General features: G+C 71.7%; 12 protein-coding genes. 9 read left to right on the top strand and 3 right to left on the bottom strand.

The annotated features are described in order from the left end of the window. Positions 1-63: 63 nt before the first annotated feature. Entirely contained in the window at positions 64-570 is a 507-nt protein-coding gene (locus CP976_RS22815) for a MarR family winged helix-turn-helix transcriptional regulator (RefSeq protein WP_150482047.1), read from the bottom strand. Positions 571-627: 57 nt separating this feature from the next. On the opposite strand from CP976_RS22815, the gene pip reads away from it, so the two are divergent. Next, on the top strand, positions 628-1,596 hold the full coding sequence (gene pip, locus CP976_RS22810) for a prolyl aminopeptidase (RefSeq protein WP_150482046.1): 969 nt from the start codon (positions 628-630) through the stop codon (positions 1,594-1,596). A 22-nt stretch (positions 1,597-1,618) separates the two neighbouring features. Here pip and CP976_RS22805 read toward each other — a convergent pair whose 3' ends face one another. Further along, entirely contained in the window at positions 1,619-2,971 is a 1,353-nt protein-coding gene (locus CP976_RS22805; RefSeq protein ID WP_150482045.1) for a BTAD domain-containing putative transcriptional regulator, read from the bottom strand. Between the two features lie 104 nt (positions 2,972-3,075). Between CP976_RS22805 and CP976_RS22800 the strand changes: the two genes are divergently transcribed. The 3 genes from CP976_RS22800 (at position 3,076) to CP976_RS22790 (ending at position 5,457) form a co-directional block, all read left to right on the top strand. Beyond that, positions 3,076-3,594: a hypothetical protein gene (locus CP976_RS22800; protein WP_150482044.1), complete on the top strand. Its 519-nt coding sequence runs from the start codon at positions 3,076-3,078 to the stop codon at positions 3,592-3,594. A gap of 250 nt (positions 3,595-3,844) precedes the next feature. Continuing rightward, positions 3,845-4,207, top strand: a complete 363-nt coding sequence (locus tag CP976_RS22795) for a YciI family protein (RefSeq protein ID WP_150482043.1) — start codon at positions 3,845-3,847, stop codon at positions 4,205-4,207. Further along, a complete protein-coding gene (locus CP976_RS22790; protein ID WP_150482042.1) occupies positions 4,204-5,457 on the top strand; it encodes an RNA polymerase sigma factor in 1,254 nt (417 codons plus the stop codon). The genes CP976_RS22795 and CP976_RS22790 overlap by 4 nt, the downstream gene beginning before the upstream one ends. 97 nt (positions 5,458-5,554) lie before the next feature. Here the strand turns inward: CP976_RS22790 and CP976_RS22785 are convergent, their stop codons facing one another. Then, the gene (locus CP976_RS22785) at positions 5,555-6,067 is read right to left on the bottom strand and encodes a hypothetical protein (RefSeq protein WP_150482041.1); all 513 of its coding nucleotides are present in this window, start codon (positions 6,065-6,067) and stop codon (positions 5,555-5,557) included. 476 nt (positions 6,068-6,543) lie between these two features. Between CP976_RS22785 and CP976_RS22780 the strand changes: the two genes are divergently transcribed. The 5 genes from CP976_RS22780 to CP976_RS22760 all read left to right on the top strand — a co-directional run bounded on the left by CP976_RS22780 (position 6,544) and on the right by CP976_RS22760 (position 14,417). Beyond that, positions 6,544-8,079, top strand: a complete 1,536-nt coding sequence (locus tag CP976_RS22780) for an alpha/beta hydrolase (protein WP_373304864.1) — start codon at positions 6,544-6,546, stop codon at positions 8,077-8,079. 193 nt (positions 8,080-8,272) lie between these two features. Beyond that, complete coding sequence (locus CP976_RS22775) at positions 8,273-10,255, top strand: glycoside hydrolase family 97 protein (RefSeq protein WP_150482039.1); 1,983 nt, start codon at positions 8,273-8,275, stop codon at positions 10,253-10,255. A gap of 111 nt (positions 10,256-10,366) precedes the next feature. Beyond that, on the top strand, positions 10,367-12,571 hold the full coding sequence (locus CP976_RS22770; protein WP_150482038.1) for an MMPL family transporter: 2,205 nt from the start codon (positions 10,367-10,369) through the stop codon (positions 12,569-12,571). Between the two features lie 5 nt (positions 12,572-12,576). Then, positions 12,577-13,782: a sensor histidine kinase gene (locus CP976_RS22765; RefSeq protein ID WP_190146859.1), complete on the top strand. Its 1,206-nt coding sequence runs from the start codon at positions 12,577-12,579 to the stop codon at positions 13,780-13,782. Continuing rightward, positions 13,779-14,417: a response regulator gene (locus CP976_RS22760; RefSeq protein WP_150482037.1), complete on the top strand. Its 639-nt coding sequence runs from the start codon at positions 13,779-13,781 to the stop codon at positions 14,415-14,417. Before CP976_RS22765 ends, CP976_RS22760 begins: the two co-directional genes overlap by 4 nt. Positions 14,418-14,446: the final 29 nt, after the last annotated feature.

Here is a 14,446-nt window from a genome sequence, read left to right as displayed (position 1 = left end):
GATCAAGTCGCCCACCCAGGGTCTCCGCTCGCCGGCCTGTGCGCGGGCTCGGCCACTCCGAAGTCACGGCTTCGGGCCGCCCCTTGGAGGCCGGTACGCCGCCGCGACCCGCTCCCGGAACGGCCGGCGCCCCACCGCCTCCGCCACCTCCCTCAGCAACTCCCCCAACGGCATCGAAAGCTCCGCGTCCAGCTCCGCCATCGCCGCCACCGTCGCTTCCCACTCCGCCTCGATCTGCGGCAGCAGGGCACGGGCCTTCGGCGTGAGGGCGACCAGGCGGCGGCGGGCGTCCAGTGGGTCGGGGGTGTGGGTGACCAGGCCCACCCGGGCCATCTGCGCCGCCGTCTGACTCGCGGCCGAGTGCGTGACGCCCACGGCCGCGGCCAAGTCGCGCACCGACAGGGGGCCTTCGGCCAGGAGGGCCCGTACGACCGGGGAGAAGCGGGGCCGGTACTCGGCCAGGCCCTGCTCCTCGTAGACCTTGGCCACGTCGCCGTCCAGGAGCTCCAGGACGTGGCGGAGGAGAGTGCCTACGGCGACCGGATCCGGGTGATTCCTCGCACTGTTCACGCTGATAATCTAACAGCGCTGTTACATCTGCCGAGGGTCGAGGAGAGTGCGTCTCACATGGCCGAGCTCTATCCCCCCATCGAGCCGTACGCGCACGGCATGCTCGACGTCGGCGACGGCAACCGCGTGTACTGGGAGGGTTGCGGGAATCCGGAGGGCAAGCCCGCACTCGTACTCCACGGCGGGCCCGGGTCAGGCGCGGGGCCGTTCTGGCGCCGGCTGTTCGACCCGGCGGCGTACCGCATCGTGCTCTTCGACCAGCGGGGGTGCGGACGCAGCACACCCGACGCCGCCGATCCGCGAACCTCGCTCGACGCCAACACCACCCCGCATCTCATCGCCGACATCGAGCTGCTGCGCCGGCACCTCGGCATCGGGGAATGGCTCGTCATCGGCGGCTCCTGGGGCGTGACCCTCGCGCTGGCCTACGCCGAACAGCACCCGGGACGCGTGTCCGAGCTGGTCCTCTTCAGCGTCACCAACACCACCCGCCGCGAGGTGGAGTGGGTGACCCGGGACATGGGCCGGATCTTCCCGGGGGAATGGGACCGGTTCCGTGACGCCGTGCCCGAGGGGGAGCGCGACGGCAGCCTGGTGGATGCGTACGCCCGGATGCTGGCCGACCGCGATCCGGCCGTACGGGAGCGGGCCGCGCGGGAGTGGTGCCGGTGGGAGGACGTGCACGTGTCCACGCACCCCGGGCACAAGCCCGATCCCCGTTACCAGGACCCGGACTTCCGGCTGCGCTTCGCCCGCCTCGTCACGCACTACTGGCGGCACGCCGGCTTCCTGGAGGACGGGGCGCTGTTGCGCGACGCCGGGAAGCTCGCCGGCATCCCCGGCGTGATGATCCACGGCCGCATGGACATCAGCGGTCCTCCGGACGTCGCATGGCGGCTGGCCCAGGTGTGGCCGGACGCGGAACTCGTGCTGATCGGCGAGGAGGGGCACGGGCTGTCGGGCGATGCCACGACGGAGGCGGTGCTGGCGGCCACGGACCGGTTCCGGCCGGTCCGCTCCGCATGAAATGCCCCGCCTGAGTGACCTGTCACCGGCCGCCGGCCGACCGCTTGGCACCGCACGTCGCCAGACTGCACCACCGGCGCCGCCCGCTCTCGTCGAGGAACAGCCAGCCGCAGTCCCGGCTGAGGCAGCCGCGGACGGTGAACCGCCGCGGATCGGCGAGCAGTTCCCCCGCGCTGCGGGCCACCGCGCAGACGGGCAGGCGCAGACCGGCGGAGGGTGACGGCTGCCAGCGTCCGAGACCGTCCTCGCCACGCGTGAAGACCGACAGCCGCGCGGCGTCCTCCACCGCCGCGGCCACCGCCTTGAACGCCCGGCCGTCCTGCGGATCGGTCAGGCAGGAGTACAGGTCCGTACGCAGCCGGCGGGCCTCGGCGAGGACGGCGGCGGCCTCGGCCGGCTGGCGCAGGGCCTGTTCCCGCAGCCGGGTGACCTGCCGGTCCTCGATCAGGTCGAGGTGACCGGCCCATACGGCGAGGGTGGCGTAACCGCGCAGCCAGTCCGACCCGGGCAGCCGCTCCCCGCCCCACCCGGCGTAGGTGTTGCAGAACTCCAGCGCGGGGTGTCCGCTCGTACTCCATGGCAGCCACTGGTCGCCGACCCGGACCGCGTAGACGGGCACGGGAGGCCGGTCCAGCCGGGGGTCGGCGCTCAGTATGCGCTCGTGGAGCGTGCGCAGTTCGCGCCCGGGCTCGATGCCGAGTTCGTCCGCCAGCAGGGCGCGGGTGCGGTCGTACAACTGGAGAGCGTCGGCTTGGCGGCCCGTCCGGTACAGGGCGGTCATCCGGGCGCCGACCAGCCGCTCACGGGTCGGGTGCTCCTCCAGCAGCGGTGTCAGGTCCGCCGCGACACGGTCGTGCAGACCCATGGCGAGCTGGGCCTCCGCCCGCCGCTCCAGGGCGGACAGGCGCAGTTCGCCGAGCGTGCCGCCGAGGCGCGAGCGCAGCCGGTCGTCGGCGACGTCGGCGAGCAGCGGGCCGCGCCAGAGCCCGAGGGCCTGGTCGTACAGGCGGATCCGCTCCGCGGGGTCACCGGCATCGGCCGCCTGCCCGACGAGCCCGACGAACTCCTGGACGTCGAGCCCATGAGGCCCCTGAGGGCCCTGCTCCACGGCGTAACCGTCGTGCCGGGTCTCGACGGACACCCCGTGCGGCCTGAGGGCGGCACGCAGGCGACCGACGTAGGTGTGGACGGTGGCGCGGGCGGAGACGGGCGGCTCGTCGTCCCACAGCAGGTCGATGAGGCGGTCCGTCGGAACGGCGCGGCCCGCGTGCAGCAGCAGGACCGCCAGCAGGCACCGCTCCTGGCGGCGGCTGCCCACCAGCACCTGCCGTCCCTCGTGGCGGGCGGCGAACGGACCGAGCAGTTGGAACTCCATGGCTGTCCGGCAGCCTAACGGGACGTCGATGGTCAGGCTTTGGTCAGAGGCCGGGGAGAGACTGGCGCACGCCGCTTCCTTCACACCTCTGCCCAGGGAGAACCATGCGACGAACCGCCCTCGCGACGCTGACACTTGCCGCCGCGCTCGCCGGGACGCAGCCCGCGTCCGCGGAGACGGTCGCCGCGGAGGCGAAGGGCTGGGAACCGGCACCCTCCGCGCCGTGGGACGTCGGCGCCGGCGTGCGGTGCGACTTCCCCGTCCACGGCGAGCCGGTCGTCGACGAGGTGGTGCGGCGCGTGCTGAGCACCTACCCCGACGGCTCCGTGCGGCGGGTCGCGTACAAGGGCGATCTGGTCGTACGCGTCACGAACACCGAGACCGGCGCCTCCTACGACGCCGACGCGAGCGGCTCGGCCGTCGTCGAGCACCGGCCCGACGGCTCCCAGCTCTGGGCCGTGCACGGACCGGTGCTCGTCGGGGTCGGCCAGGACCAGGGCAGCCTGCCGCGCGGCCTGTACCTCGTCGACGGCGTCTACACGATGGAGATCAGCCCGACGGGATACAAGTCCGTACGCCTCCTCCACGGGACGACGGACGACCTGTGCGCCCGCATCGACTGAACGGGCATCACGTCCCGGCATCTCCTTGAGCCTCCTCGGCCACGGGACGACGAACGACCGTCTGCCTCCGTCAAGGAGAGGCCAGGTAGGTTGATCATTCGCGTCACGAGGGGGGGCCGGGGGACAGCATTCGCCCCTGCCGGAAGAAAAATTGAAGAAAGTTGTCGTCGGATGTCGAGCGCTCGTTCCCGGCTCCGACTCAGGGGTGACAGCGCGCCGGCGGGGCGCGCGGGATGAGGGGACACCCGAGATGAAGTACGTCGCGATGATCTACGGCAACCAGGCCAAGTGGGACGCCTTCCCGGCCGAGGCATGGCCGGAGGCCATTGCCAAGCAGGAGGCGTTCAACAAGAAGTACCGGGAAACCGGAGAGCTTCTGGGCGCCTACGGCCTGGCGGACGCGGCCAGCGCCCAGCTCGTGCGCCGCAAGGACGGGGCCCCGGCGGTCACCGACGGGCCCTACCTGGAGACCAAGGAGTACATCGCCAGCTTCTACCTGCTCGACTGCGAGAGCCAGGAGCGCGCTCAGCAGATCGCGGCGGACATGCCCCTCGCCGACGTGGAGCCGGTCGAACTGTGGCCCGTCCTGCACGAGTCCGCGGCGGACGTGTGAGCGTGGATCACGGCGTCGAGGACCTGCTGCGCGAGCTGGCGCCGCAGGTCCTCGGCGTGCTGCTTCGCCGGTACGGCGCCTTTGACGCGTGTGAGGACGCCGTACAGGAAGCCCTGCTTGCCGCGGCGCTGCAGTGGCCCGCCGAAGGAACGCCGGACAATCCGAGAGGCTGGCTGGGCACCGTCGCCTCGCGCAAGCTGGTGGACCACGTGCGCAGTGAGCAGGCACGGCGGCGCCGTGAGGACCGTATCGCCCTGGCCACCCCGCAGGCGGAACTGCTCAGCCGCGCCGCCGACGCCGAGCCGGCCACCGACCGGGACGACTCCCTCGCGCTGCTGTTCCTGTGCTGCCACCCGGCGTTGTCCGCGCCGAGCCGGATCGCTCTGACGCTTCGCGCGGTCGGCGGCCTGACCACCGCTCAGATCGCCGCGGCCTTCCTGGTCCCGGAGGCGACCATGGCCCAGCGCATCAGCCGGGCCAAGCAGACCATCAAGACCTCAGGCCTGCCGCTGCGCATGCCCGAGGCGGCAGACCGCGCCGAGCGGCTGGCCGAGGTGCTGCACGTGCTGTACCTGATCTTCAACGAGGGATACACCACCACGGACGGCGCCGACCTGACCGCGCCCGCGCTGTCGGCCGAGGCCATCCGGCTCACCCGGCTGCTGCGCCGTCTGCTGCCCGACGACGCCGAAACGGCGGGCTTGCTGGCGCTGATGCTGCTCACCGACGCGCGCCGTCCCGCTCGCATCGGTCCCGGCGGTGACCTGGTGCCGCTGGCGGAGCAGGACCGGGGCCGGTGGGACCGCCGGCTCATCGCCGAGGGCATCGACCTGATCAGCAAGACCCTGCCACGAGGCCAGACCGGCCCTTACCAGTTGCAGGCCGCCATCGCCGCCGTCCACGACGAGGCGGAGCATGTCGACGCCACGGACTGGCCGCAGATCCTCGCGCTGTACGAACTGCTGGAGCACGTCGCTCCCAACCCGATGATCACCCTCAACCGCGTGGTCGCCGTCGCCATGGTGCACGGGCCGGCCGCCGGACTCGACCTGCTCGCGACACTGCAACCCGACAAGCGCATGGCACGCCACCACCGCCTGCTCGCCACCAGAGCCCACCTCCTGGAGATGCTCGGCCGGCACGACGCGGCGGCGGACGATTACCGCGATGCCGCCCGACGCGCCACCAGCTCACCGGAACGGCGCCACCTCGCCTCCCGTGCGGCACGACTCTCACCAGGAGCGAGTTGACCGGCGATGTCCGAGCCGGCGGTACCAGCATGGGGCGGAGGCCCGGACATTGATCGTCCGGGCCATCGACGCCCTGCACTGATCCGGCAGCGCGAGGTCAGCCGTACAACGCCACCCGCGGCTCCACCGTCCCCCCGGCCTCCGGATTGAGGACGGTCACCCGGTACCGCTCCTCAAGCGTCTCCCCCGCCCCCAAAACCCGCTCCGCGCCCACAAGGTCCGTGAACAACGTCCCCGTCTGGCTGCCCAGCCGCACGGCCACCCAGCAGCCATGCCCCGTGCGCCGCTCGACCTTGATGTCCGACGGCGCCAGGAACGGTCCGGTGTCCGGGGACGTCACCAGGAGTTGGGGGGCGACGGTCGTGGGTGCCGGCGTGGTGTTGCGGTAGGTGACGGTGAACTCCTGGGGGGCGTCGGCCCGGAGGGGGCCCGTGGGCAGGTCGACGAAGTCGGTGGGTATGGCGGGGTCCTGCGCCTGGGAGGACGTCACGGTCACCGCGGGGGCGACCGCCGGTGTGGCCGCGAGGGCGGGTCCCGCCGTGGCCAGGCCGGTGACGGCGATGACGGCGGCAAGGAGGGCGATTCTGATACGACTGTTCTTCGACGACACGTCGGTTGTCCTTCGGTGGGGGGAGGGATTCGCTCGGGTGAACTGGTCGGCCGAACAACGGTCTTGGCCAGGTATGGCCTCAGACTACGCAGCGGATCCTAGGCAACGACCCGGCCCCCGCAGATCGGCCGAACCGCCGACGCACCCCGCATCGCCGCCGCGTACCCTCCACCGTTCCGAAAGTGAACGGCACGGCAACTACCGCCGGGTATCGGAGAGATCGCGTGGAAGTAGGTCCACAAGGCCGACCTCCTTCCCCTCCCACCTCCGAGTGAGCTAGAAACTTCAACGACCCAGCCACACCACAGGGTGCTCGACGGCTCATGCGTCGCACCCGAGGGGGAAACACCACAGTGAACAAGCAAGCTCATGGACCGAGACGGTCCGGCACCCGCGCGCGCAGACGCCTCCCGCGTCTGAGGATCGCCATCGCCGCCGCCGTCTCCTTCGCTCTCGCCGGAACCGCCGCCCAGGTGATGGCCGCCGAGCCCGACGGGAGCGACGGGCAGCCGCCCGTGCCGTCCCTGTCCTGGTCCGACTGCCAGGGCGGCTTCGAGTGCGCGAACGCCGACGTGCCGTTGGACTACCGCGACCCGCAGGGCAAGACCATCACTCTGGCGGTCATCCGCAAGAAGGCCCCGGACCAGGCCAAGAAGAAGGGCACGCTCTTCCTCCAGCCCGGCGGGCCCGGCAACTCCGGCGTGGACTTCGTGCGCAACAACCACGCCGGCCTGCCCGCCGCGATGCGCGACTCCTTCGACGTCTTCGGGTACGACGTACGCGGCGTCGGGCGCAGTTCAGCGGTCACGTGCTGGGACGACCAGACGTACACGCAGGCCATCAGAGCCGCCAAGGGCGTCCCCGGCCCGGACGCCTACGAGCCCGCCGTGAGCCAGGCCGCCGCGTTCGCCCAGGCCTGCCAGGACAACGCGGGCGAGCTGGCGCCGTACGTGGGCACCGAGTACGTCGCCCGCGACATCGACCTGTTGCGTCAGGCCCTCGGTGAGGACCAGCTGACGTACTACGGGCGGTCGTTCGGCAGTTACATCGGCACCGTCTACGCCGCCCTGTTCCCCGAGCGGGTGCGTGCGCTCGTGCTGGACGGCGGCTACGACCCCGAGCACTACGCGAACCGGCCCTACGCCTACGACCGGCCCCAGTACCTGGCCCTGGACGGCGCGATGAGCCGCTTCCTCGACTGGTGCAAGGCGGACCAGGACACGTGCGGGTTCGGCGACGGCGATCCCCGGGGCGCGTTCGAGAAGCTCAAGGCCGACCTGGACGCCAATCCCGTGCCGACCGCGAACGGCGGGCAGGCGAACGGCTACACCCTCGTCTACCGCCTGATGTTCAACATCAACGAGGGCAAGGTCATCTGGCCGTCTCTCGGTCAGGCCCTGCGCAAGGCGCAGCAGCGCGACAACACCTCGTTCCTGCTGCGGCCGCCGTCCCCGGCCAGCTACGACTTCCTCAACCCGAACGTGGCCGTCGAGTGCGTCGACAAGGACTACCCGCGTGACCCGGCCCTGCTGAAGCGGCAGGTCACCAGGAACGCCGAGCTGGCGCCGCTGCTGGGCCCGGCCATGGCGTACGGCCCGCCGACCTACGACCACCAGCACGCCACCACCTGCGTCCAGTGGACCGGCGAGAAGCCCAGCCGCTACGACGGTTCCTTCCGGGCGAAGGGCTCCGCGCCGATCCTCGTGCTCGGCACGACCGGCGACCCGGACACCCCGTACCGGGACGCGGTGGCCCTGTCCCGGCAGCTCGACAACGGCCGGCTGCTCACCTTCAAGGCCGAGGGCCACACCGCCTTCGGGCGCAGCGCCTGCGCGACGGACGCCGTCACCGGCTACCTGGTGGACCTGAAGGTCCCGGCGCGTGGCACGACCTGCGCGGACGAGACCCAGCCGCCGTCCGCCACGCCGAAGGTGGCCCCGCCGGGCACCACCCTCGGCGAGCTCCGCAACGGTGTGAACGAGCGCCTGGACCGCCTCGGTTCCCTGCGCTGACCGACCGCACCACGGCACCCCGGGTGCCGGGCCGCATCAGGCCCGGCACCCGGGGTGTTCGCGTATGCCCGAAGCGGTTCCTGCGGTTCCTCCCTCTTGACCCCACCTTGCGCAGGCACGTACAACTGCACTCGCCCCCCGCAGAAAACGGTTACTACCACTTACTGCCCACCACTGGGGAAGGTCCCTCACCATGAGAGCTTCGGGAGAACGGCAAGAGCCCGCCGCGGACACAACGGCCGGTCACCCGACGGCCGCGTCCCGCCGGGTCGTGCTCAAGGGCGCCGCCGTCACCGCCGGACTGGCCGCGGCCGGGATCGCCGCGACCGGCCCGGCCCGCGCCGCGGACGCCCCGCCGGGCGGCCGGGAGAGCGTCACCGCGCGCATGGGAGGCACCTCCATCACCCTGTCCCTGGTGGACGGCACGCTCCGCTGGTCCGCCCGCCGCGACGCCCGGACGGTGATCGGCACCTCGGCCCTGGGCCTCAGGCTCGGCGACGGCACCGTCCTCGGCGCGGACGTCAGGGTGACCGGGCAGCGGTACGGCACCCACCGCACCACCTGGACCCCGGTCTACGGCCGCAACGCGACCGTCACCGACCACTACCAGGAGCAGCGCTGGCACCTGGAGGACCGGGCGTCGGGCATCCGCTTCGGCGTCCAGGTCCGCGCCTACAAGACCGGCGTCGCCCTGCGCTACCTCCTCCTCGACGAAGGCACCGCCACCGTCGCCGACGAGCTGACGACGTTCGCCTTCCCCGACGGCACCACCGTCTACAGCGCCCGCGACGAGAACGCCTACGAGCCGGTCGCGCCGGGCTCCATACCGGTCACCGGCGCGGCCGGCACCGACAACGGCCCGCTCACCGACCTTCCGCTCACCGCCACCCTCGCCGGCGGGCTCATCGCCTGCGTCTGCGAGTCCTCGCGCGTCGACTACCCGCGGCTGATGCTCGGTTCCGTCGCCGGCGAGCCCCACACCCTCTCCGCGTTCCTGATGGAGCACACCGCCCGCGGCACCGGCCCGGTGGAGACGACCTCCACCGTCACCACGCCCTTCGCCACGCCGTGGCGCGCGGTGGTGATCGGGGCCACCCACGCCGAACTCGTCGACAACGCCGAGCTGGTGCTCAACCTGGCGCCGCCGAACGCCCTCCCCGACACCTCCTGGATCAAGCCGGGCAAGGTCTTCCGCTGCGAGCTCTCCACCGCCGCCGGGCTGGCGGGCGTCGACTTCGCCGTGGCCCGGGGCATCGAGTACATCGAGTACGACGCCGGCTGGTACGGCCCGGAGTTCACCACCCCGGACGCGACCGAGCCCATCGCCGCCATCGACCTGCCGTCGGTCATCTCGTACGCCACGAGCAAGGGCATCGGTCTTTTCCTCTACGTCAACCGGCTCGCACTGACCGACGCTGACTCCCTCTTCGGCCTCTACAAGAGCTGGGGCGTGCAGGGCATCAAGCTCGGCTTCATCAACGACGGCACCCAGTCGATGACGAACCAGATCATCGACTGGGCGAAGGCGGCCGCCAAGTACGAGCTGCTGATCGACATGCACGACGACGTCCGGCCGTTCGGCTACGAGCGGACGTACCCGAACTGGATCAGCCTGGAAGGCGTACGCGGCAACGAGCAGTTCCCGACCGCCACGCACAACGTGACGCTGCCGTTCGCGCGCAACATCGGCGGCCCGATGGACTACACGATCTGCTACGGCCAGTCCCGCGACAAGACGACCAACGCCCACCAGATGGCGATGGCCGCGGTGTACTACCAGCCCCTCAACTTCCTCTTCTGGTACGACAAGCCGTCCAAGTACGGCAACCCGGCCAACTGGCCCGGCCTGCCGTGGTTCAACGCCGTGCCGGTGACCTGGGACGAGAGCCGCACCCTGGCCGGCGCGATCGGCGAGTACATCGCGGTCGCCCGCCGCAGCGGCTCCGCCTGGTACCTGGGCGCGATGACCGACGAGTCGTCCAGGACCCTGTCCCTGCCCCTGTCCTTCCTCGGCAGCGGCACCTACACGGCGACGGTCTACGCCGACGGCACCCCGGGCACCAGCCCGTTCCGGACCCCGGTCGTGGTCAGCACCCGGACCGTCACCGCCGCCGACACGCTCGACGTGGCCATGGCGCCGGCGGGCGGACAGGCGGTCGTCCTGAAGCCGAGCTGATCCCCGGGCGGGTGGGGTTCTCCCCAGGGCCCGGGTCCACCGTCCGGTGGACGGCAGGTTCAACCGAGTACCTCTGTCCGCCAACTGGCCAGCTCGGCAAGCATTTCGGGCATGAATTCATTATCTGTGCGCGTGGCGCGCTGGAGTGCGCGGCACCCCTGGCGGGCGGTCGCCGGCTGGCTGGTGTTCGTGGCGCTGTGTCTGGGGGCCGGCAGTGCCGTCGGCACGAACAGCGCGAAGACGGCGGACTACCGGGTCGGCGAGGCCGGCCGCGCCGAGGCCCTGGCGGCCGAGGCGCATCTGGAGCGCAGGGCCGCCGAGCAGGTGCTGATCTCCTCCCGTTCGGGCGGTGCCCTCGACGAGGGTGCCGCCCGCGCCGCCGCTGACGACCTGACCGACCGCATGCGGCGACTGCCCGAAGTGGCGGGTGTGGCCGACCCGTTGCTGTCCAAGAACAGACAGACCCTGATGGTCGAGGTGGCGCTGAAGGGCGAGGAGCGGGACGCGAAGGACAAGGTCGACGCGCTCGTGGCGCAGACCTCGGCGGTGCAGAAGAGCCACCCCGGGCTGCTGCTGGAGGAGACCGGAAGTCCCTCCGTCAGCAAAGGCGTCGACAAGCAGCGCAGCGACGACCTGGCGCTGTCGGAAGCGATCACCCTTCCCGTCACCCTGGTCACGCTGATGGTGGTGTTCGGGTCGGTGACCATGGCCGGGGTGCCGTTGCTGCTGGCGCTGTCCTCGATCGCGGCGGCGGTCGGGCTGTCCATGGTCGTCTCGCACGTGTCGCCCGACGCCGGGGTCGGTACCAACGTCATCCTCATGATCGGCCTCGCGGTCGGCGTCGACTACACGCTCTTCTATCTCAAGCGCGAGCGGGAGGAACGGGCCCGCTCCGGCGGGCGGCTGTCCTCCGAGGCGCTGGTGGAGCTGGCCGCCGCGACCTCGGGCCGGGCGGTCGTGGTCTCCGGGCTCGCGGTGGTGGCCTCCACGGCGACGCTGTACCTGGCCTCCGACGTGATCTTCTCCTCCCTCGCGACCGGCACCATCGTGGTCGTCCTGGTCGCGGTGGCCAGTTCGCTGACGGCCCTGCCCGCGCTGCTGGTCAAGCTGGGGCGGCGGGCGGAACGCCGGGCGCTGTGGCGGGCGGAGCGCGGAAAGCCGGCGCGGCGGGTACGAGGCGGCACGAGTGGCGGCCGGCTGTGGAACGCTCTGCTGCGGCCCGCCGCCCGGCATCCCCTCGCCACCCTGTGCGTCTCGGTCGTCGCGCTCCTCGCCCTCGTCGTCCCGCTCGCCGGACTCAAGATCACGGAGATGAGCCGGGACACGCACTCCCGCGACATCCCCGCGATGCAGGTGTACGACCGGCTCAACGAGGCGTTCCCGGAGCAGCGGGTGACCCACCAGGTCGTCGTGCGTGCCGATGCCTCACGGTCGCCGGAGGTCGGCGGCGCCCTGCGCGAGGTGGCCAGGCGGGCCGCGGCCGACCCGCTGTTCACCGACGCCTCGCGCATCCGGTCCTCCGCCGACGGGCGCACCAGCACCCTCGAACTGAAGGTGCCGTACCTCGGCAACTCCGACGAGGCGTACGACTCCCTGGACCGGCTCCGGGACGACTTCCTGCCCGCGACCGTCGGCCGGATCACCGGCGCCGAGTACGGCGTGTCCGGCGACGTCGCCCGCTACGCCGACTATCCCGCCCACCAGAACGGCAAACTGCCCCTGGTGCTGGGCGCGTTGCTGCTGGTGACGTTCGCGATGACCGTGTACGCCTTCCGCTCGGTGGTGCTCGGGCTGCTCGGCGTCGGCCTGAACCTGCTGTCCGCCGCGGCGGCGCTCGGGCTGCTCGTGCTGGTCTTCCAGGGGACGTGGGCCGAGGGGCTGCTGGACTTCCGCTCCACCGGGTCGATCGGGTCGCGCGTGCCGCTGTTCCTCTTCGTGATCCTCTTCGGTCTTTCGATGGACTACCAGGTGTTCGTGGTGAGCCGGATCCGGGAGGCGGTGCTCGCGGGCGTGCCCACGCGGCAGGCCGTGCTGGACGGGATCCGCTCCTCGGCGAGCGTGGTGACCAGCGCGGCGGTGGTGATGACGACCGTGTTCACGAGCTTCGTCTTCCTGCACATCATCGAGATGAAGCAGATGGGATTCGTCCTGGCGGCGGCCGTGCTGATCGACGCGTTCGTGGTCCGGGTGATGGTGCTGCCGGCGTCGATGCTGCTGCTGGGCGAGGCGAGCTGGTGGCCCTCGCGCCCGGGGCGCCGGTCGACGGCCGCCCCGGAGAAAAGGTCTCCCTCCCGCCCGGCGGTCGACGTACGTTGACCGGCATGACCGCTCTCGCCGGGGCCACCCCCGACACCCTCTGGGCCACGTCACTGCGCCGCTGGAACACGGTGTGCTGGCTGCTGTTCGCCGTGATGGCCGTCGGGCTCGTCGCCATCGACCGGCCCGGCGAGAGCAAGTACGTGGCGCTGGTCCTGCTGGGCGGCGTGGTGCTGTCGTACGCGGTCCTGGAGCGCTTCCCGGCCAATCCCGTCGTACGGCCGCACGTCTATCTGTCGGTGCTGGTGGTCGCGCTCGGCGGGCTGGCGTATCTGCGGGGCAACTACGCGGCGCTGTTCATGGTGACGCTGCCGCACTACTGGATGTTCGGACGGACGCCGAAGGCCTCGACGGTGTTCCTGGGCCTCGCCGCGGCCGCCACCCTGGCCGCGAGTGTGCTGCGGCAGGACGGCTGGACGGTGGAGTTCTTCACCGAGACGCTCGTGTCCACGGTGCTCGTCGTCGCCGTGGGGGCGCTGATCGGGCTGTGGGCCCATTCGGTGGTCGGGCAGAGCGCCGAACGGGCGAGGCTGATCACCGAACTGGAAGCGGCCCAGGCCGAGTTGTCCGAGGCCCACACGCGGCAGGGCGCGGCGGACGAGCGGGAGCGGATGGCCCGGGAGATCCACGACACCCTCGCACAGGGCTTCGCCTCGATCATCGTGCTCGCCGAGGCGGCCCGGGCCGGCCTCGACTCCGAACCGGCGCGCAGCGCCCAGCAGTTGCGGTCGATCGAGTCGACGGCCCGGGAGAACCTCGCCGAGGCCCGGGAACTGGTCGGCTCGCCCCAGCGCCCCGGCCAGGCGGCCGCCGGTTCGGTGGCACAGACCCTCCGCCGGACCCTGGACCGTTTCGCGGAGGACACCGGCCTCACCGTCGACGCCGAACTGGCGGACCTGGAGTGCGACCAGCAGACCCGGATCGCACTGCTGCGCTGCACCCAGGAGTCCCTGGCCAACGTGCGCAAGCACGCGCGCGCCTCGACGGTCGGTGTGGTCCTGGCCCGGCAGCCGTACGGCGTGGAGCTGGAAATCACCGATGACGGGACCGGGTTCGTGGTGGAGTCGTCGTCCGGCTTCGGCCTGGACGGCATGCGCAAACGGCTGGCGGAGCTGGGCGGGAGGCTGACGGTGACGAGTTCGCTGGGCGACGGGACACGGGTGCTGGCGCTGATACCGCCGGCCGCCGCGGAGAGCGGGGTAACGGCATGACCGGCGGAGCGCTCCGCGTCATCGTGGTGGACGACCACACCGTCATGCGGGCCGGAGTGGTGGCCCTCCTCGCCTCCGAGACCGGCATCGAGATCGTCGGCGAGGCGGGCGACGGCCGCGCGGCCCTCGGCCTCGTCGAGCGCCACGAACCCGATGTCGCCCTGGTCGACCTGCGGATGCCGGTGCTGGACGGAGTGGCCACGACGACCGAGATCGTGCGGCGCTTCCCCCGCACCCGGGTGCTGATCCTGACGACGTACGACACCGACGCGGAGATCGAGCGCGCGGTGGAGGCCGGGGCGATCGGCTACCTCCTGAAGGACACCACCCGTGAGCAACTGGCCGACGCGATCCACGCGGCGGCGCGCGGTGAGACGGTGCTGGCGCCCCGGGTGGCCGAACGGCTGGTCGCCCGCATGCGCCAGCCCGCCCAGATCCCGCTCACCGCCCGGGAGTCGGACGTCCTGAACGCGGTGGCGGACGGCCTGACCAACGCCGAGATCGGCCGCCGCCTCGTCATCGCCGAGGCCACGGTGAAGACGCATCTGCTCCGGCTGTTCGCCAAGCTCGACGTCAACGACCGCACGAGGGCGGTGGTGGTGGCGATGGAACGGGGGCTGTTGCGGCGGCCCTGAGCGTTGAGCCGGCGCGACCGCACGCGATC

Source organism: Streptomyces coeruleorubidus, assembly GCF_008705135.1.
Lineage (GTDB): Bacteria > Actinomycetota > Actinomycetes > Streptomycetales > Streptomycetaceae > Streptomyces > Streptomyces coeruleofuscus.
Note: the sequence above shows the minus strand (reverse complement) of the source record. Positions and strands in the feature narration are given on the sequence as shown.